Here is a 17,428-nt window from a genome sequence, read left to right on the forward strand (position 1 = left end):
GAGTTCGTTGACCTAGATCCTCACCTCGATGTTCTGAGCCGTGCAGCCCGGCCATCTGACGCGCCACAACTGCTGCCAGGCCCCGCTGGTCAGGTGCCCCAGCGGGGCCGAGTCATACCTCGGAACGACGCAGACCGAGCCGGTCACTGGGCTTTTTCTGGGCATCGTGCTTCACTTGGCCCATGCCCAGAAAAAGCCCAGTAGAGGATGAGGTAGTCGCTGGGGTCGAGCAGCTGCTGCGGCGCGGGCTGCCAGCCACCCTTGCGGCGGTGGATCCGGTGCTGCTGGATCTGCGCGGCGTGGTCGCTCGGGCGGTGGATCCCACCGACGAGGTGAGCCGCACCGCCGCGCTGGACGGGACACTGCGCGGGCTGCTCGCTCGATTTCCCGATGCCCGGTACGCAGCGGCGGCGCGTGCGCTGTTCGGACTGCCACCTGCCGCGCCGGGCCAGAACCTGACCGCGCGGCGAGAGCTCGCCGCCGAGCAGGCCGGGCACGAGGTGCACCACTTCCGCAAGCGGATCGAGCCCAAGCTGATCGAGACGCTGGCCGGTGAGCTGCTGGCCGACTCGGACCGGTTCACCCGCTCGCCGCTGATCGCGCCCCGACTCGCACCGGTGACCGCGCGGCAACCGGTGGTGGCCGACCCGTTCGCGTGGGAGGTCGCCGAGCAGGAAGTGCAGCTCTCCTTGTTGTGGTCGGCAATCTACGCTGCGCGCGCCGAGCTGCTGACCGTGGAACGGCTGATCAGCCTGCGGGCTGACCGGACCGACATCATCCGCGCTGCGGTGACGGCCGCCTGGCGCTGGGCCGTCGCCCGTGCCGAGGCGATCAGCTACACCACTGCGTTCGCACCGGAACTTCACGTCGGCGAACTGGTCGCGCTGGCGGGCTGGACTCCGTCACTGACCGAGGCACAGTCCTCGCGGCTGACCGAGGCCGCCACCGGCGGTGCGACCCGTGAGCAGTTTGTCGCGCATCTGCACGGCGAGACCGGCCTGGGCAACACCTGGACCGAAGGCTTCCTCTCCGCCTCCCGCGAATCCCGACACGACAACGAGAACGGACGACCGTGACCAGCATCAATCGCGACCTGTCCACCGCGCTCGCCGTAGCGGCGGCCGGACCCCCGCGCCGCTACGTCATCACCGGCGGCCCGTCTTCGGGCAAGGACGACCTGATCACCGCGGTGCACGCCGCCGGGATTCCGTGCATGGTCGACGAGCCGGGCCGCGAGATCTACCGCAAGCATCGCGAACGTCTCGGCCGGCACCTGCAGAAGGAAGATCGGCGCGAGTACTCGCTGGAGGTTCTGGAGGCGTTCGTCGCCGAGTACACCGCGCACGTCCACGGCGTGCGGTTCTACAACCGCGGTATCCCGGACGGCTATGGCTGGGAGGGGTTCTTCGGCCTCAAGCCAGCCCCGGAACTCGAGTCGGCCACGAAGCGCTATCGCTACGACGCGATCTTCGTGCTGGATCCGCTCGACACCTTCGAGGACCCCGACGACATCGTGTGGGCCAAGGACCGCGAGATCCGCCGGGTGCACGAGCTGATCGTGCAGGGCTACTACGACGCAGGCTACGAGCCGGTGTTCGTCGCCGCCGAGTCCGCGTCCGCACGGCTGGACTTCATCTGCGCCAACCTGCGCCTGCCCAAACCCGGCCGAGGAGCGTGAACCCCTTGTCGCGCAACGGAAAACCCGCGCCTCTGGTCTCGCCGAACAGCATCTTGGCCAACGCGCTGCTGCGCTCGATCGACCTGCTCCGCCCGCGTGTGCACGCCGCGCGCCCGAAGCGGATCGAATTCGTGGTCGGCACGCAGATCAACGGCGCCCCTCACCTCGGGACGAACCTGGTGCAGACCGCAGCGTTCCTGCTCGCGAAGATCGCCCGCCGGGAGTTCTCGATCGACACGGTCGTGCGGTTCGGCGCGCTGGACAACGCCCCCTACACCGTGGAACTGGATCCCGAGACACACCACGCTTACCAGCAGACCTACTTCCACGCCCTGGGCAAGGACCGGATCAGTGAGCTGATCGAGGGCTATTACCAGGCGTTCTTCCGGTCGCTGTCCGAAGCCACGGACACCGAGTACGCGGTGGAGACCTACACCGACCAGCAGGCCACGCCGGGCTTCCGGGCGGAGTTTCTGCGCACGCTGGAGCGCTTGGAGGACATCCGCTGGTGGATGGCACCCAGCCACGGGGTGGTGCACATCCGGGTGCCCTGCCCGGACTGCGGATGGGCCGAGAAACGCGCCGACCGCACCAAACTCGCCCACCTCGACGAGGACGGTGCCACCTTCACCGCCGTTTGCCTCGATCACGGTGCCTACGAGGTGCACATCGACCCTGAGGACGACGCCCCGTACCTGGACCTTGCGACGCTGTACCGGAACCTGGTCAAGGAACGCGCGTTCGGCCGTGACACCGACGTGCTGCACGTGATGCTCAAGGGCGGCGACTGGGCCTTCGGCTGCCAGCTCGTCGACGGCGCCCTCGGCGCTCTGGGCACACCGGCCGCCCAGATGCCGATCCGCGTGTTCACCCCGCAGGTACTCGCCCCGACCGGTGCGAAGCTGTCGAAATCGCTGCTGCGCGAACAGGGCCGTGCGGCGCTGCCGCCCGACGTTGAACCGTGGATGCTCGACACCACCGCCTGGCCCGGCAGCGTCGACGACTACGTCGACGCCCTGGTCTGGCTGGTCGGCGAGCTGCTCACCGACCCCAAGCACTTCTTCCGCTCCTTCACCGTCAAGGAACTCGGCAGACTCATGACCATGCGCCCCACCGAACCCGCCGTCCGGGCCCACGAGATGGGCATCTACAAGCGCTACTTCGACCTCATCGCCACCGGCCGCAAGACCACCGAGATCCGTGTCAACGACTCCAGCCGCCGCAACATCAAGCCCGGCTCACTGATCCGCTTCAACTGCCAGGGCGACAACGTCCTGACCCGCGTCACCAAGGTCAACCGCTACACCAGCTTCGAGGAAATGTTCGACCACGAACCCGTCGCCTCGGTCAACCCCACCGCCACCCGCGACGACCAGCTCGCCAACATCCGACAGATCTACCCGCCCGAACGCGAAGCCCTCGGCGTCGTCGCGATCGGCATCGAACTCGTCGACCCGCCCCGGCCCGCTTGACACCACACTGCGGTCCCACCGAACGCCGCCACGTCACCGTGATCGAGGCCGGCGGTGACGTCGAACAGACCTACGCCACGCTCAGGACGGTGCTGGCGCTAGGTTGATCGTCGCGCGGATGAGCGGTGACCCCCCTCGCCCCCCACCGGCACAGCCCGCGTGGTCAGCTTGATCCTGCTGATCGCCGTTCTGGTGGCGGGCCGCCGCTAGGCGCGGTCGCGGAGAACACGCCGATGCCCAGCGCGTACGGGTCGTCCAGGCCGACGGTCCGCAGCGTCTCCGCCGGCAGCGCGAGCAGCGAGATCGCCACCCCGAGGAAGTAGGCGTCGAGCAGGCCTGTGTCGCGCACCGTCGAGGGCAGCCCGGCCGCCTGCTGCAGCGCGGCGGCGGCTTCGGCGTTCGCCAGCACCATGCCGGAGAGAGCCTCGCGTACACCGGGGCGGCGGACGGCCTCCAGGTACAGCTCGACCATCGCGAGCATCTGCGTCGGGTCGTCGGCGACCGCGCGGCGCAGCAGGGCCGGGTAGAGCTCGGCGACGTCGGTGGCGCTGATTCCTGCCGGGGTCGTGTCGCGCAGGCGTTGCACGGCGGCGCGGTGCAGCGAGGTCATGCGGGCGGCGCAGGCGGTGAGGACGGCCTCACGGGTCGGGAAGTAGTTCTTGGTGGTGCCGATGGGGACGCCGGCCTCGCGGTCGATCGCGCGGTGGGTCAGGCCCCGGCCGCCTTCCACCGCGAGGATCTGGATCGCGGTGTCGCACAGGAGATCACGACGGCTCACGGTCCGGGACACTAGCAAGATCACCACGGGTGTGGTGGATCGGGGCGAACGTGCTGGCCCCGGCGGTCGCGGTGACGATGCCGCGTTCGAGCACGAGGAACAGGCCGCAGACGCAGCGGACGTAGGCGACGGCGCCGTGCGAGGAGACCGCGGAGGTGGACGGCCAGTGGCAGGCGGGGCAGGTGGCGATCATGAGCAAAGCCTGATGTCATGGTCTAGTGCATTTCAACCCTTACGGCGGGGCGGCCGCCGAACTCGCCGCGGTCCTGGTCAACGCCGACCCGGCCGCGCGGCTGCTGGACGTGCTGAAAGCGTCGGACTACAAGCCCCTGGGCTCGCTGGACGCACGGCAGGAACGTGACGTACGAGACTGGATCGAACGGCTGCGCCACGCGTTCCGCGCGCCCACGGTGGAGCTGCTCAACGAGCTGCTGGCCCAGTCCTCGACCACGCACTACATCTCCACGCACGACGGACGCGCCCCGCACCTGCACTACGCGCGCGAGGACGCGCCGACCGACGTGCGGCTCAAGGCCTACACGGCGGCGGGGATGGCGGCGTTGTTCTGCGAGGACGCGGGGCGTATCGGCTCGTGCGGCCGCGACGGCTGCGAGACGGTGTTCGTGGACACCAGCCGCAACGGCAGGCGGCGGTTCTGCTCGACCAAGTGCGCCAACCGCGTCGCCGTCGCGAACCACCGCAGCCGGGCCCAGCCGGCGTGAACCCGATCAGAAGAGGACCCGACAGGACTCTCCTGTGCCCATTCCGTAGATCAGCTGCGGGCGCTTAGGGTCGGTTCATGGAGCTGACGGAGCTGTGTTTCGCCGGGGTGGCCAGGCAGGCGCACGCCGTGCGCTCCGGCGAGGTGACCGCCCGCGACCTGATCGCCGAGCACCTGCGCCGCATCGAGCGCATCGATCCGCGGCTCAACGCGTTCCGGCTGGTCTTCGCCGAGCAGGCCCTCGAGCAGGCCGAACGGGCCGACGAACGCAGGTCCGCGGGCGAGGACCTGCCCCTGCTGGGCGTGCCGATCGCGGTCAAGGAGGACATCGCGCTGGCAGGCCTGCCCACCACCAAGGGCACCAACGCCGCGCGCACCCCGCAGCCGGCGGACGCCGCGATCGTCACGCGGCTGCGCGCGGCCGGGGCGGTGATCATCGGCCGCACCCGCATGCCGGAACTGGGCCTGTGGCCCCACACCGAGAGCTCCTGGGCGGGCCCGACGCGCAACCCGTGGTCGCTCACGCACTCCCCCGGCGGCTCCAGCGGCGGTTCGGCCGCGGCCGTGGCGGCGGGACTGGCCGCGGCCGCGATCGGCACCGACGGCGCCGGATCGATCCGCATCCCCTCCGCCGTGACCGGACTGTTCGGGCTCAAGCCCCAGCGCGGCCGCGTCTCGCTGTCGCCGGAGCCGCAGATGTGGGGCGGTCTCGTCGTGGCGGGACCGATCACCCGCACGGTGCTGGACTGGGCGCTGGTCGCCGATGAGATCCACGGCGCCGTCCCCGGTGACGCGCACGTCGCGCATCCGCCGCGCACGAGCTTCACGCAGGCGGCGCGCACGGATCCGGGCCGGCTGCGGATCGGGGTGTCGCTGCGGCCGTGGGGTCCGGGCATCGCGATCGCCGACGAGGTCCGCGACGCCGTGCAGGACACCGCCGCGCTGCTCACCGACCTCGGCCACGACGTCGTGCGGCTCGACCCGCCGATGCGCGAGGTCACCGCCTCCACGCAGTTCGCCGTCCGCTACCTGCACAACGCCTACCTGGCGCGCACGGGCATGGAGTTCCCGGACCTGGTCGAGCCCCGCACCCGAGCGGCCGCCGAACTGGGCCGGCGCCTGCCGCGCGGTGCCGTGCGCTGGGCGGTCAAGGACGACGCGGCGCTCACCGCGTACGCGAACCGGGTGTTCGCCTCGATCGACGTGCTGCTCACCCCGGCGCTGACCCGCCCGCCGATCCGCGTGGGCGAGTGGGACGGCCGCAACGTCGTCACGGCGCTGCTCGCGGCCGCGCACTACACGACGTTCCTGCCGCTGTGGAACATCGTCGGCAACCCCGCCGCCTCGGTTCCGGCCGGCCGCACGTCGGCGGGCCTGCCCCTGGCGGTGCAGCTCGTGGGCCGCCAGCACGACGAGTGCACGCTGCTGTCGGTGTCCGCCCAGCTGGAGCGTGCCCGGCCGTGGGCGGACCGGATCCCCTCCGGCCTCGATCATGCGAACTAGGACATTACGAGAACGGACTATCCGAATCGGGAACGGTCAGAATCCGCGCTTGGACAACTCGTCGAGCAGTTCCCGGTCGGCCACGTGCCGCGACCTGATGTGGTCCAGGTAGTCGGCGAACGCGTCGGGCTGCAGGCCGCGTAGTTGTTCGAGCAGTTCCATCACCAGGTCCTGCTCCTCGATGCCCCGCCGGGCGAGCTCGACCTCCACGATGCGCCGGTACACCTCGACGGCGAGTCGGCTGCCGTCCTGCACGAGGTGGTTCACCAGCTCCGCGCGCAACGGCGGCCACTCGTCGGTGTGCACGACCAGCGCCCGGATCTTGAGGTACACGTCGAGGTTGGGCCGCGCGAAGAACGCCTCCCGGCACACCTGCAACGCGCGCTGGGGTGCGCCCCGGCGCAGGTGTTCCTCCACCGCGAGGTCGATCAACCGCAACGCCGCTCCCCGCCCGCCCACGGCGCGCAGCCCGCGTTCCACCCATGCCAAGGCCTCCTCCGAGCGGCCGTTGTCCCGCAGCACCGTCGCGACCTGCAGGTAGTGCCAGCCCGAGGAGAGGTCCTTGGACAGCACGAGCAGCTGCAGGTCGACGTCCTCGGTGTACTCGGCGAGCTCCTCCATGACGCGCAGCAACGCCCAGCGGGCGCGGTCGTAGCGGCCGGTCTCGCCGAACCCGATCACCGGCAGCGGCTCGAACAACGCCACCGCCCGCTCCCGGTAGCGGGCGAGACCGTCGTCGTCGAGGGCGCCGGTGTAGGCGGCGAGGCTGACGTCGGGCGCGTCGGGGTGCTGCAGCTGCAGGTCGAGCAGCCAGTCGGCCAGGCGCCGCGGGTCGGTACCGGTCTGGGCGCACGCGCGGGAGTGGATGCCCAGCACGCGGTGGGCCAGCTCGGCCAGTTCGACGCGATGGCGCCGGCTGGTGGCGACCCCGTCGGCGAGCTGGGTGACGATCTCCTCGATCAACGCGACCAGCCGCGGCCCGGGATCGGTGACCAGCAGCGACTGCAGCTCGACCGACACGGCGGTCAGCGCCTGCCAGCGGACCGGCCAGTCGGAGGTCTCGCTGTCGGACTCCACGAGCGCGGAGGCCACGGTGGCGGGCAGCGAGTCCATCACAACATCATTCCCGCGTCACCCGGTCGAGTGCTACCGATGTCGCCCTAACGGATTTAAGGTTCACCCTCGGTTGTCAGATGGGGACAGTTCCGCCAGCTTCCGCGTGAGCACGGCCCGTTCGCGTTCATTGCCGCACAATCGAATCGCCTGTTCAAGCTCGGTGCGGGCCTCGTCGAGACGGCCGAGGCGGCGCAGCAACTCTCCGCGCACGCCCGGTAGCTGGTGCGAGTCCTTGAACGCCTCGGCAGACGCCAGCGCGTCGACGATCGGCAGGGCGGCGGCGGGCCCCTGGGCCATCGAGACGGCGACGGCCCGGTTGAGGTCCACGACCGGGGACGGGGCGAGGCGGCCCAGGCCGTCGTAGAGGGCGACGATGCGGCCCCAGTTCGTCTCCTCGACCGACGACGCCAGCGCGTGGCACTCGGCGATCGCGGCCTGCAGCCCGTAGTAGCCGTACCCGCGGCCGGCGTCGGCGGCCTTCGCGAGCGCGGCACGGCCGCGGGCGATCGCGGAGCGGTCCCAGCGGCGCCGGTCCTGCTCCTCCAGCAGCACGATCTCGCCGTCAGGGCCGCGGCGCGCCGGGAAGCGGGCGGCGGTGAGTTCGAGCAGGGCGAGCAGGCTGTGGACCTCGGGTTCCTCCGGCATCAGCCGCGACAGGATCCGTGTGAGCCGCTGCGCCTCCCCGGCCAGGTCGAAGCGGATGACCTCGTCACCGGAACTGGCCGACGAGCCCTCGGTGAAGATCAGGTAGACGACGCTGAGGACCTGCGCCAGCCGCGCGGGCCGTTGCGCCACCGGCGGCACCTCGAACGGCACACCGGCCGCGCCCAGGGTCTTCTTCGCGCGGGTGATGCGGGCCTGCACGGTCGCCGTGGGCACCAGGAACGCTCGGGCGATCTCGTCGCTGGTCAGACCGCCGATCACCCGCAACGTCAGCGCCACCCCGGCCTCGCGCGACAGCACCGGGTGACACGAGGTGAACATCAGCGCGAGGGTGTCGTCGTCGATCTGGTCCGGGTCCCACAACACGTCATCGGGCGCGGGACCGGGATCGGCTCCGGTCAGCGCGCCACCCTCGGGCAGGTGGTGCGCCATCGCGGCGTACTTCTCGTCGCGGGCGCTGCGGCGGCGGAACGCGTCGATCGCCCGGCGCCGGCCCACGGTGAGCAGCCAGCCCGCCGGGTTGTTCGGCACGCCCTCACGCGGCCATGTCACCAGCGCTTCGGCCAGCGCCTCCTGCGCCAGGTCCTCGGCCAGCGCGAAGTCGCCGGTGTAGCGGGTGAGCGCACCGATGATCCTCGCGGAGTCGATGCGCCACACCGCCGCTACGGCCTTGCGTCCCGTGGGGTCGCTCATGATGCCCAAACTAGTGGTGTGGCCACTGGATCAGAGCTGGCCGGTGGACTCACGCCAGGCCCGTTCCTTCTTGATCCACTCGTTGTCCTGCGGGAACTCGTCGATCGTGGGGACGCGGCGGATCTCGGTCTTGAACCCGGCCGCGGTCATCGGCGTGCGCTTGGCCCACTCGACCGCGTCCTGGATGGTCGGGACGTTGATCAGGTAGAAGCCGTTGAACAGCTCCTTGGTCTCCCCGTACGGGCCGTCGGTGACCACGGGCGGCTCGGAGGAGAAGTCGACGACCACGCCCTCCTCGGCCGGAGCGAGCCCCTCGGCGGCGATCAGGACCCCGGCCTCGATCATCTCCTCGTTGAACTTGCCGACGGTCTCGAGCATCTGGTCGAAGTCGATCTCACCGAGGTTGCCCCAGGCCTCGTCGGAGGTCGCGCGCCAGATCAGCATGAACTTCATCTCGGTGTCTCCCGGTAGGTTCGTGCGGGTCCGTTGTGGACCCTTTCACGCCCAGGTCGAACGGGCGGGGCGTTCGATCGACACACGACCCGGAATTTCTTGGAAATTTCTGTTCGCGCTGGTGAAACGACCGAGCGGCCCACCCCGGTGATCGGGATGGGCCGCTCGGTGTGTCGTCCGGTCAGACCTGCTCGCCCGGCTGGTGCAGCGACCGGGGCTGCTCGCCCTCGAAGCCGGCCAGTTCCGGCCGCGGCGTGGTGCCGGCGACCGGGCGCGGCATGGCGCTGAGCGGACCGGGCACCTCCTGGCGCGCGACCGCCTCCGCGGCGGCGACGGCCTCGGCGACCTTCGGGTCGGACTTGAGGTCGAACCAGGCGGCGACCGCCTCGTCCTCGTCCTCCGGACGTGACGTCGCACCCTCGTCGGCGGCCGGGGGCTCGTAGCGGAACACCCCGTCCTCACCGGGCGCGCCGAGCATGCGGGCGAACCCTTCGAGGGCCTTGCCGTAGTCGGACGGGATCATCCAGACCTTGTTCGCGTCGCCCTGGGCCATCTGCGGCAGCGTCTGCAGGTACTGGTAGGCCAGCACCTCCGGCGTCGGCTTGCCCGCCTTGATCGCGGCGAACACCTTCTCGATGGCCTTGGCCTGACCCTGCGCCTGCAGGTAGCGGGCGGCACGTTCACCCTGCGCCCGCAGGATCTGCGACTGCCGCTCACCCTCCGCGGACAGGATCGAGGCCTGCTTGCCACCCTCGGCGGCGAGGATCTGCGACTGCTTCTGGCCCTCGGCGGTCTTGATCGACGACTCGCGCTGGCCCTCGGCGGTGAGGATCATGGCCCGCTTCTCGCGGTCGGCGCGCATCTGCTTCTCCATCGAGTCCTGGATGGAGGGCGGCGGGTCGATGGACTTGAGCTCGACGCGGGCGACGCGCAGGCCCCAGCGGCCGGTCGCCTCGTCCAGCACCCCGCGCAGCTGACCGTTGATGTGGTCACGCGAGGTCAGCGTCTCTTCCAGGCTCATGCCACCGACGAGGTTGCGCAGCGTCGTGATGGTGAGCTGCTCGACACCGACGATGTAGTTGGAGATCTCGTACACCGCGGAACGCGGCTCGGTGACCTGGAAGTACACGACGGTGTCGATGGACACCGTCAGGTTGTCCTTCGTGATCACCGGCTGGGGCGGGAACGACACGACCTGCTCGCGCAGGTCGATACGGGCACGCACCTTGTCGATGAACGGGACGATGATGTTCAGGCCGGGTGCCGCGGTGTTGCGGTAGCGGCCGAGACGTTCGATGACGGCGGCCTGCGCCTGCGGGATGACCAGCACGGATTTGACGGCGATGGTCAGCACGAAGATCGCGATTACGGCGGCGATCACAGCGGTGATCGGGTCCAACTCGGTTCACACCCTCCTGCGGGCGCTCACACCGCGGCTATCACCACGGCGACGGCGCCCGAGATCTCGACAACGGTGACGGCTTCGCCTTCTTCGACCACGGACCCGTCGAGGGTGCGCGCGCTCCAGGTGTCGCCGCCGATCTTGACCTGCCCGCCGTGCTCGTCGACCTTCGTCACCGCGACGGCCCTGCCGCCCAGCAGTGCCTCGTGGTGCATCCGGATGCCTGAGCCGAGCTGCAGCCGCTTCTTGAGCAACGGCCGGGCCGCGACGATCAGGCCCACCGACGACGCCGCGAAGACGAGCACGCTCACCAGGTCGGGGACACCCAGTGCGGACACGCCTGCCGCGGCCAGCGCGGCGGTGCCGAGCATGACCAGCACGAAGTCACCGGAGAGAACCTCGGCGACGACGAGCAGTATCCCGACGATCAGCCAGATCAGGGCGGCCATGGCCCCATACATACACCAACGGGGACTGCCGGATCGGAGATTCACCGTGCTGCGCCCTGGACCGTAACGAAATCGATCAACGGAAGATGATTCGGGCGAAGGAGGCGTGACGCTGGGGTGTCCTGGCGCTCGGCGCGAGCCTCATCGCGTGGACTCCCCCGCGCCGCTGCGAGGGAGGCGCGGTCAGTCCTGGGGGACGGTGACGAAGTCGATGAGCCGTTCGACGGCGCCGAGCAGGTCGGACTCGATGTCGCGGTAGCTGCTCACGGAGCTCAGGACGCGCTGCCAGCCCTCCCAGGTCTCGCCCCAGCCCAGCTGCGCGCACACGCCGGTCTTCCAGTCGACGCCGCGCGGCACGACGGGCCAGGCCTTGATCTTGACGGCCCGGGGCTTCACGGCCTGCCAGATGTCGACGTAGGGGTGGCCGGTGACCAGCACGTTGTCGTCACGGATCTGATCGACGACGCGCTGTTCCTTGGAGTTCGCGACGAGGTGGTCGACCAGGACGCCGAGGCGGCGGTGCGACGCGGTGCCGAACTCGGCGATGCGCTGCGGGAGTTCGTCGACGCCGTGCAGAGGTTCCACGACGATGCCTTCGACGCGCAGGTCGTGACCCCAGACGCGTTCGACGAGCTCGGCGTCGTGCTTGCCCTCGACCCAGATGCGGCTGGCCTTGGCGGTCTGCGCGCGCAACCCCTCGACCTTGACCGAACCGGACGCGGTGATCTTCGCCTTGGCCGGCCGGGGTGCGGGTTTGACCAGGGTGACGGGCTGTCCGTCGACGAGGAACCCGGCAGGGCGCAGCGGGAACAGCCGGTGGCGGCCGTGGCGGTCCTCCAGGACGACCTGGCCGTACTCGAACTTCACGACGGCTCCGCAGAAGCCGCTGGCGGGGTCCTCGACGACGAGGCCGGGTTCGGCCGCGATCTCGGGCACCTTCTTGCGCTTGCGGGTCGAGAGGATGTCGCGGCCGTAGTCGTGGGAACGCACGGCTCGCAAGGTTAGCCGTAGAACGGTTTGAAGGCGGTGAGCCACTCGTGGACGCGGTCGAGATCGACGTCGGCGCCGTGCAGGTCGTGGCCGCCGTGCACGAAGTCGAGCCAGTCGACGGCCGGGTCGCCGACGCAGGCGCGCGGGTCGATCGCGACCGGTCCGTCCGGGCCTTGCAGGACGTTGCCGGGATGCATGTCGCCGTGCAGCAGCACCGGCTTGACGTTGTCCGCGGCGAGTTTGCGGGCACGGTGGTGCTCGGTGGCGTAGTAGGTGCCGGTGCGGCGGGTGAGCACGGTCTCGAACAGGAAGTCGACGCGGGCTTTGAGCGGCGGGAACCCCGCCGGGTCCGCCTCGTGCAGGTGCGGGACGACCGTCGCCGGGTCGGCTGCGGGGGTGCCGGGCCGGATCGGCGCCAGCAGCAACGCGCCGCGGGGGAGGTCGGCGTCGAGGAGGTCGACCACGGCGGGCGTGTGGGCCCAGGCGGCCAGTGCCCGTGCCTCGTGCACGGCGATGTCGTGGTCCGGGGTGAGTTTGAGGACGGCGCTGGTGCACAGGAACGTGGTGCCGGTGCCGCCGGGCATGTGGTGCAGCAGCGTGAGGCCCCAGCGGGCGGTGAGCGTGGCGACCAGGTCGGGCAGCGCGTCGATCCACCCGGTCACGTCGGTGCCGAAGCGTCGGATCAGCCGGGTTCTGGCCTCGTCATCGATCACTCAACTCAGATTAGCGTGCCGTCCGCGGCCTAGAACGCGTGACCTAGAACGCGGGCCAGGGAATGGCTGGCCAGTCGCCCGACGGTTCGGGGAAGACCCCGGCGGCCAGCAGCTTGTCGACCCGTTCACCGACGGCGCGGACCTCGGCGCGCGTGAGGTGCTCGTGCAGCGACTCCCCCAGGGTCGCGTCGAGCTCGGATCTCAGGCGGCGCAACGCCTCGACGACGTGGTCGGGCAGGGGTTCGCGGGCCCAGCCCCACAGCACGGTGCGGAGTTTGGGTTCGGTGTGCAGGCAGATGCCGTGGTCGACGCCGTACACGGCGCCGTCGAGGGCGTGCAGGACGTGGCCGCCCTTGCGGTCGGCGTTGTTGACGACGACGTCGAAGGCGGACATCTCGGCGACGCGCGGGTGGTCGGCGTGCACGAGGACGGCCGGGTCGCCGAAGCGGTCGTGGGCGTGGAAGACGGGGATCCAGCCGGGTTTGACGTCGTCGACTCCGATGATGTCGACGAGTTCGTCCTCTTCGCGGGTCTCGACCCACAGCTGGACCATGCCGCTGCCGAACGGGCCGGCCCGCAGGACGGTGGGCGGCACGACGCCGATGCCCGACGCGGCGGAGATCAGGTAGGTGGCCACCTCGCGGCCGGCGAGCGTGCCGTCGGGGAAGTCCCACAGCGGCCGTTCGCCTCGCACGGGTTTGTAGACGCACTGCGCGTCGACGCCGTCCAGCGAGATCTTGCAGAACAAGGTGGCGTTGGAGGCGTCGACGAGGCGGCCTTCGACCTCGATGCGGCCGTGTTCGAGCAACCGCAGGGCCGCGGAGGTGTCCACGTCAGTCTTCTTCGGTGCGGCGGTAGCCGTTCTGCCGGGGGCAGATGTGGCCGTCCGCGTCGAGCGGTTCGTTGCACAGCGGGCAGGGTTTGCGGCCGGCGTTGACGACACGGTCGGCGCGTTCGGCGAAGGCGCGGGCGGCGGACGGGGACAGGAAGACCCGCACGGCGTCGGGGCCTTCCTCGGTGTCGTCGAGCACGACGGCCTCGTCGACCTCCTCCTCGGAGACCGCGAGGAGTTCGATGACGACCGCCTTGGACTCGGCGTCCCAGCCCAGTCCCATGGTGCCGACGCGGAACTCCTCCTCGACGGGCACGTCGAGGGGCTGGGTGTCGAGGTCGTCGGGCGGGGCGTCGTCGGGCACGTCGGTGCCGAAGCGGCGATGCACCTCCTCGAGCAACGAGCCGATGCGCTCGGCGAGGACCTGGACCTGCTGCTTTTCCAGGGCGACGCTGATCAACCTGCTCTGCTCTGAGGCCTGCAGGTAGAAGACGCGGTCGCCGGGCTGCCCGACGGTTCCTGCGATGAACCGGTCGGGTGCGCGGAATACGTGAATGACACGAGCCATGGCAGATACGACCCTAGGCCACGCGGAGATCGTCGGCAGGTCCTCCCCCACCAAACACCGCGCGTATAGGGTCGGGCTGTGGTGAAGATCGCTTCGTACGGGACCTGGACCTCGCCGATCAAGGCCGGCGACACCTCGAAACCGGGAGGTGGGTTCCAGTGGGCCGACCTGCATGGTGAGCAGGTGTGGTGGGCGGAGAGCCGGCCGGCCGAGGGCGGCAGAGTGGCGCTGGTGCGTGACGGCGCGGAGGTGCTGCCCGCGCCGTGGAACGCCCGCAACCGGGTGCACGAGTACGGCGGACGGCCGTTCGTGGTGCTGGCGCCGGACAGGGTGGCGTTCACGCACTGGGACGACCAGCGCGTGTACGTGTTCGATCCGGACTCTCCCGAGCCCAAGCCGTTGACCGAGGCGCCGCAGCGCCACCACGGGGTGCGGTACTCCGACCTGTCGGCGGGCCCGGACGGCGAGGTGTGGTGCGTGCGGGAGACCGTCACGGGTGACGCGCGCACCGACGTGCGCCGTGACCTGGTGGCGATCACGCAGGCGGGCGAGGTCCGGGTGCTGGGCGCCTCGCACCACTTCATGACCGGACCGAAGATCAGCCCGGACGGCACCAGGTTCGCGTGGATCGGCTGGAACCACCCGCAGATGCCGTGGGACGGCACCGAGCTGTGCGTCGCCGAGGTCGGTTCGGCCACCCACGAGGTGGTCTCGGGGTCGGCGACGGAGGCGGTGTGCCAGTTCGAGTGGGAGGGCGACTCGCTGCTGGCGCTGACCGACCCGGACGGCTGGTGGAACCTGTTCCGCGTCTCCCCCGACGGCACCCGCACGAACCTGGCGCCGTGCGAGGAGGAGCTGGGCGGGCCGATGTGGCGGCTGGGCAACCGCTGGTTCGCGACGCTGTCGCCGGGCCGGTACCTGGTGGTGCGCTCGGGGCAGCTGGCGGTGCTCGACGAACGGTCCGCGACGGTGACCGACGTGCAGACCGACCTGCCGACGTGGGTGCCGGACCTGTCGGTGCGCGACGGCGTGGTGGTGTGCGCGGCGGCGGGGCCGACGTCGGACTTCGCCGTGGTGCGGCTGGATCTGTCCAACGGTGAGCTGACCTACCTGACCGGCGGGGAGCAATCCCCCGAGGCCGCGTATCTGCCGGTGCCGGTGGAGCGGATGTTCGGTGAGATCCCGGCGTACGTGTACGCGCCGTCGAACCCCGATTTCGCGGGGCCTGAGGGTGAGTTGCCGCCGTACGTGGTGCACGTGCACGGCGGGCCGACGGGGCGTGCGCTGCCCAAGCTCGACAGCGACATCGCCTACCTGACCAGCCGCGGCATCGGTGTGGTGGCGGTGAACTACGGCGGCTCGACCGGCTACGGGCGGGCGTTTCGCGAGCGGCTGCGGGAGCAGTGGGGTGTAGTGGACGTGCAGGACTGCGCGTTCGTCGCCCAGCAGCTGGCCGCGGAGGGCACGGCGGACCCGAAGCGGCTGGGGATCCGGGGTGGTTCGGCGGGTGGCTGGACGTCGGCGGCGTCGCTGACGTCCACGGACGTCTACCGGTGCGGCATGGTCGCGTTCCCGATCCTGGACCTGGCGGGGTGGACGTCGGAGGGCGGCGAGACGCACGACTTCGAGTCGCGCTACGTCGAGGGCCTGGTCGGGACGCTGCCGGAGGCCGCGGACCGCTATCGGGACCGGTCGCCGTCGACGAAGGCACGTCAGGTGTCGGGGCCGGTGCTGCTGTTGCAGGGCCTGGAGGACGAGATCTGCCCGCCGGAGCAGGCGGACCGGTTCGCCGCGGACCTGGCCGGGTCGGGTATTCCGCACGCGTACCTGCGGTTCGAGGGTGAGCAGCACGGGTTCCGGATGGCCGGGAACATCAAGGCGGCGCTGGAGGCGGAGCTGTCGTTCTACGGGCAGGCGTTCGGGTTCGTGCCCGCGGGTGTGCCGGTGCTGGACCTGTCGGAGTGAGTTCGCTGTGCGCCGGGGATCGGGTCGCGCTGGTGTCACCGGCCGGCCCGGCCCTGGCCTCGAGGATCGCCGCGGGTGCGGGGGTGCTGCGGTCGTGGGGCCTGCAGGTCGCCACGCCGCAGGTGGGGCCGTGGTCGTTGCCGTATCTGGCGGGGTCCGACCAGGCGCGGGCGGCGGAGTTCGTGGCGGCGTGGTGCTCCGACGTGGCGGCGGTGTTCTGCGTGCGCGGCGGCTACGGGTCTCTGCGGATGACGGACCTGGTGCCGTGGAAGGACCTGCCGCCGCGGGTGTTCGTGGGTTCCTCGGACGTGACGGTGCTGCACGCGGAGCTCAACGCGGTGGGGCAGTCCACGGTGTTCGGGCCGATGCCGGGCACCTCGGACTTCGTCGACGACCCGCTGGCCCAGGCACGGCTGCGTGAGCTGCTGTTCACGGGCACGCGCTCGTGGACGGCGGGAACGCCGGTGGTGGCGGGCACCGCGCGCGGGGTGCTCACGGGCGGGAACGCGGCGTTGCTGGCGGCGTCGGTGGGCGGGCCGCGGTGGGCGCCGCCGGTGCCGGGGGCGATCGCGTTGCTGGAGGACATCGGTGAGGAGCCCTACCGGCTGGACCGGATCCTGACGCAGCTGCTGCGGGCGGGCTGGTTCGAGCCGGTGTCGGGGATCGTGCTGGGGTCGTGGACGGACTGCGGTGACGTGTCGGCGGTGCTGGCGGACCGCCTGTCGGGGCTGGGCGTGCCGATCCTGGGCGATTTCGGGTTCGGGCACTGCGTGGGCTCGTGGTCGTTGCCGCTGGGGGTGCCGGCGGTGCTGGACGCCTCAGCCGCGAGGCTGACGCTGCTGTAGGGCGTCGGCGCGCAACCGGTCGGTGTGCCGGCTGATGTCGGCGATCTGCCGCGCCAGGCCGGGCTGTCCGTCGCGCAGGCCGGGCCCGGCCTGCGCCAGGGGGCCGAGCAGACCGGCTGCGTCCTGCCCGGCGAGTGCCTGTTGCACGGCGGGGTCGTGCGGGCCCACCTGGGCGGCCAGGTTGCGCAGCACGGCGGCGTTCTGCTGCGCCCACGCGGTGACGGCCTTGTCTCCCGCGCGCCGGTCGCGTTCGGCCTGCACGCGCTCGTCGCCGGTGCCGGACTCGCCGGTGCGGCGCACGCGCAGGTAGCGCTTCTCGGCGGCCTGCCGGCTGGCGACGCCGAGGGCCGGGGCGAGGTCGGCCCAGCTCGTGCCCAGTGCCCGCGCGGCCTCGATGAGCTGGGGTTCCCAGCCGGACAGTTCGTCGCGCAGCTGCCTGAGCAGCATCAACGCCGCGAGGACCTCGGTGGCGTCACCGGGCGTGGCGGCCGCGGACCGGACCACGTCGTAGTCGTTCGTCATGTCATCCTCCCGATGACGCAGGGGACTTGTCATCGTTTCGACGACATGTTACAACGGTGGGGCAG

19 protein-coding genes are annotated in these 17,428 nt (G+C 70.8%); 7 read left to right on the forward strand and 12 right to left on the reverse strand.

Annotated features, from left to right (window positions below; genetic code table 11):
- Positions 1-269 precede the first annotated feature (269 nt).
- The 3 genes from IG04_RS0104705 to IG04_RS47980 are packed head-to-tail and all read left to right on the forward strand — an operon-like array spanning position 270 to position 3,150.
- Positions 270-1,076 (forward strand): hypothetical protein, encoded by an 807-nt coding sequence (locus IG04_RS0104705; RefSeq protein WP_144065255.1) that lies wholly within the window; start codon positions 270-272, stop codon positions 1,074-1,076.
- Positions 1,073-1,678 carry an AAA family ATPase gene (locus IG04_RS0104710; protein ID WP_030475273.1) on the forward strand — a complete coding sequence of 202 codons (606 nt, stop codon included), beginning with the start codon at positions 1,073-1,075 and terminating at the stop codon, positions 1,676-1,678. The genes IG04_RS0104705 and IG04_RS0104710 overlap by 4 nt, the downstream gene beginning before the upstream one ends.
- Positions 1,675-3,150 (forward strand): ASCH domain-containing protein, encoded by a 1,476-nt coding sequence (locus tag IG04_RS47980; protein WP_245816005.1) that lies wholly within the window; start codon positions 1,675-1,677, stop codon positions 3,148-3,150. Before IG04_RS0104710 ends, IG04_RS47980 begins: the two co-directional genes overlap by 4 nt.
- A 163-nt stretch (positions 3,151-3,313) precedes the next feature.
- Here IG04_RS47980 and IG04_RS0104730 read toward each other — a convergent pair whose 3' ends face one another.
- Positions 3,314-3,928, reverse strand: a complete 615-nt coding sequence (locus tag IG04_RS0104730) for a TetR/AcrR family transcriptional regulator (RefSeq protein ID WP_245816003.1) — start codon at positions 3,926-3,928, stop codon at positions 3,314-3,316.
- Positions 3,915-4,121, reverse strand: coding sequence for a hypothetical protein (locus IG04_RS42245; RefSeq protein ID WP_036013684.1), 207 nt, complete (start codon positions 4,119-4,121; stop codon positions 3,915-3,917). Before IG04_RS42245 ends, IG04_RS0104730 begins: the two co-directional genes overlap by 14 nt.
- 25 nt (positions 4,122-4,146) lie before the next feature.
- On the opposite strand from IG04_RS42245, the gene IG04_RS0104740 reads away from it, so the two are divergent.
- Positions 4,147-4,650 (forward strand): CGNR zinc finger domain-containing protein, encoded by a 504-nt coding sequence (locus IG04_RS0104740; RefSeq protein ID WP_030475276.1) that lies wholly within the window; start codon positions 4,147-4,149, stop codon positions 4,648-4,650.
- A 77-nt stretch (positions 4,651-4,727) separates the two neighbouring features.
- Positions 4,728-6,152 (forward strand): amidase, encoded by a 1,425-nt coding sequence (locus tag IG04_RS0104745; RefSeq protein ID WP_030475277.1) that lies wholly within the window; start codon positions 4,728-4,730, stop codon positions 6,150-6,152.
- A 36-nt stretch (positions 6,153-6,188) separates the two neighbouring features.
- Here the strand turns inward: IG04_RS0104745 and IG04_RS0104750 are convergent, their stop codons facing one another.
- From IG04_RS0104750 to IG04_RS0104790, 9 genes are all read right to left on the reverse strand, one after another.
- Entirely contained in the window at positions 6,189-7,265 is a 1,077-nt protein-coding gene (locus IG04_RS0104750; protein ID WP_051768895.1) for a hypothetical protein, read from the reverse strand.
- Between the two features lie 63 nt (positions 7,266-7,328).
- Positions 7,329-8,624 carry an RNA polymerase sigma factor gene (locus IG04_RS0104755; RefSeq protein ID WP_030475279.1) on the reverse strand — a complete coding sequence of 432 codons (1,296 nt, stop codon included), beginning with the start codon at positions 8,622-8,624 and terminating at the stop codon, positions 7,329-7,331.
- 30 nt (positions 8,625-8,654) lie between these two features.
- Positions 8,655-9,077 carry a YciI family protein gene (locus tag IG04_RS0104760; RefSeq protein ID WP_030475280.1) on the reverse strand — a complete coding sequence of 141 codons (423 nt, stop codon included), beginning with the start codon at positions 9,075-9,077 and terminating at the stop codon, positions 8,655-8,657.
- 181 nt (positions 9,078-9,258) lie between these two features.
- Positions 9,259-10,467 (reverse strand): SPFH domain-containing protein, encoded by a 1,209-nt coding sequence (locus tag IG04_RS0104765; RefSeq protein ID WP_173849977.1) that lies wholly within the window; start codon positions 10,465-10,467, stop codon positions 9,259-9,261.
- Between the two features lie 35 nt (positions 10,468-10,502).
- Positions 10,503-10,928, reverse strand: coding sequence for an NfeD family protein (locus tag IG04_RS0104770; RefSeq protein WP_030475282.1), 426 nt, complete (start codon positions 10,926-10,928; stop codon positions 10,503-10,505).
- Between the two features lie 183 nt (positions 10,929-11,111).
- Complete coding sequence (locus IG04_RS0104775) at positions 11,112-11,918, reverse strand: DUF3097 domain-containing protein (protein ID WP_030475283.1); 807 nt, start codon at positions 11,916-11,918, stop codon at positions 11,112-11,114.
- An 11-nt stretch (positions 11,919-11,929) separates the two neighbouring features.
- Positions 11,930-12,631: a fructosamine kinase family protein gene (locus IG04_RS0104780; RefSeq protein WP_051768898.1), complete on the reverse strand. Its 702-nt coding sequence runs from the start codon at positions 12,629-12,631 to the stop codon at positions 11,930-11,932.
- Between the two features lie 43 nt (positions 12,632-12,674).
- Positions 12,675-13,463: an SCO1664 family protein gene (locus IG04_RS0104785; RefSeq protein WP_030475285.1), complete on the reverse strand. Its 789-nt coding sequence runs from the start codon at positions 13,461-13,463 to the stop codon at positions 12,675-12,677.
- Position 13,464: 1 nt separating this feature from the next.
- Complete coding sequence (locus tag IG04_RS0104790; protein WP_030475286.1) at positions 13,465-14,031, reverse strand: DUF3090 domain-containing protein; 567 nt, start codon at positions 14,029-14,031, stop codon at positions 13,465-13,467.
- A gap of 78 nt (positions 14,032-14,109) precedes the next feature.
- Between IG04_RS0104790 and IG04_RS0104795 the strand changes: the two genes are divergently transcribed.
- Both IG04_RS0104795 and IG04_RS0104800 read left to right on the forward strand, forming a co-directional pair.
- Positions 14,110-15,996 (forward strand): dipeptidyl-peptidase 5, encoded by a 1,887-nt coding sequence (locus tag IG04_RS0104795; protein ID WP_030475287.1) that lies wholly within the window; start codon positions 14,110-14,112, stop codon positions 15,994-15,996.
- A complete protein-coding gene (locus tag IG04_RS0104800) occupies positions 15,993-16,841 on the forward strand; it encodes a S66 peptidase family protein (RefSeq protein WP_030475288.1) in 849 nt (282 codons plus the stop codon). The genes IG04_RS0104795 and IG04_RS0104800 overlap by 4 nt, the downstream gene beginning before the upstream one ends.
- On the opposite strand, the gene IG04_RS0104805 is transcribed toward IG04_RS0104800, so the two are convergent.
- On the reverse strand, positions 16,815-17,363 hold the full coding sequence (locus IG04_RS0104805; protein WP_030475289.1) for a hypothetical protein: 549 nt from the start codon (positions 17,361-17,363) through the stop codon (positions 16,815-16,817). The two genes, IG04_RS0104800 and IG04_RS0104805, sit on opposite strands and share 27 nt — an antisense overlap.
- Between the last annotated feature and the right edge of the window lie 65 nt (positions 17,364-17,428).

It is taken from the genome of Lentzea albidocapillata, assembly GCF_000719115.1.
Classification (GTDB): Bacteria; Actinomycetota; Actinomycetes; order Mycobacteriales; family Pseudonocardiaceae; genus Lentzea; species Lentzea albidocapillata.

Coding starts and splice junctions, on each gene's coding strand:
- IG04_RS42245 (WP_036013684.1), bottom strand. CDS start 4,121: ATGATCGCCACCTGCCCCGCCTGCCACTGGCCGTCCACCTCCGCGGTC.
- IG04_RS0104745 (WP_030475277.1), top strand. CDS start 4,728: ATGGAGCTGACGGAGCTGTGTTTCGCCGGGGTGGCCAGGCAGGCGCAC.
- IG04_RS0104790 (WP_030475286.1), bottom strand. CDS start 14,031: ATGGCTCGTGTCATTCACGTATTCCGCGCACCCGACCGGTTCATCGCA.
- IG04_RS0104770 (WP_030475282.1), bottom strand. CDS start 10,928: ATGGCCGCCCTGATCTGGCTGATCGTCGGGATACTGCTCGTCGTCGCC.
- IG04_RS0104750 (WP_051768895.1), bottom strand. CDS start 7,265: ATGGACTCGCTGCCCGCCACCGTGGCCTCCGCGCTCGTGGAGTCCGAC.
- IG04_RS0104760 (WP_030475280.1), bottom strand. CDS start 9,077: ATGAAGTTCATGCTGATCTGGCGCGCGACCTCCGACGAGGCCTGGGGC.
- IG04_RS0104805 (WP_030475289.1), bottom strand. CDS start 17,363: ATGACGAACGACTACGACGTGGTCCGGTCCGCGGCCGCCACGCCCGGT.
- IG04_RS0104755 (WP_030475279.1), bottom strand. CDS start 8,624: ATGAGCGACCCCACGGGACGCAAGGCCGTAGCGGCGGTGTGGCGCATC.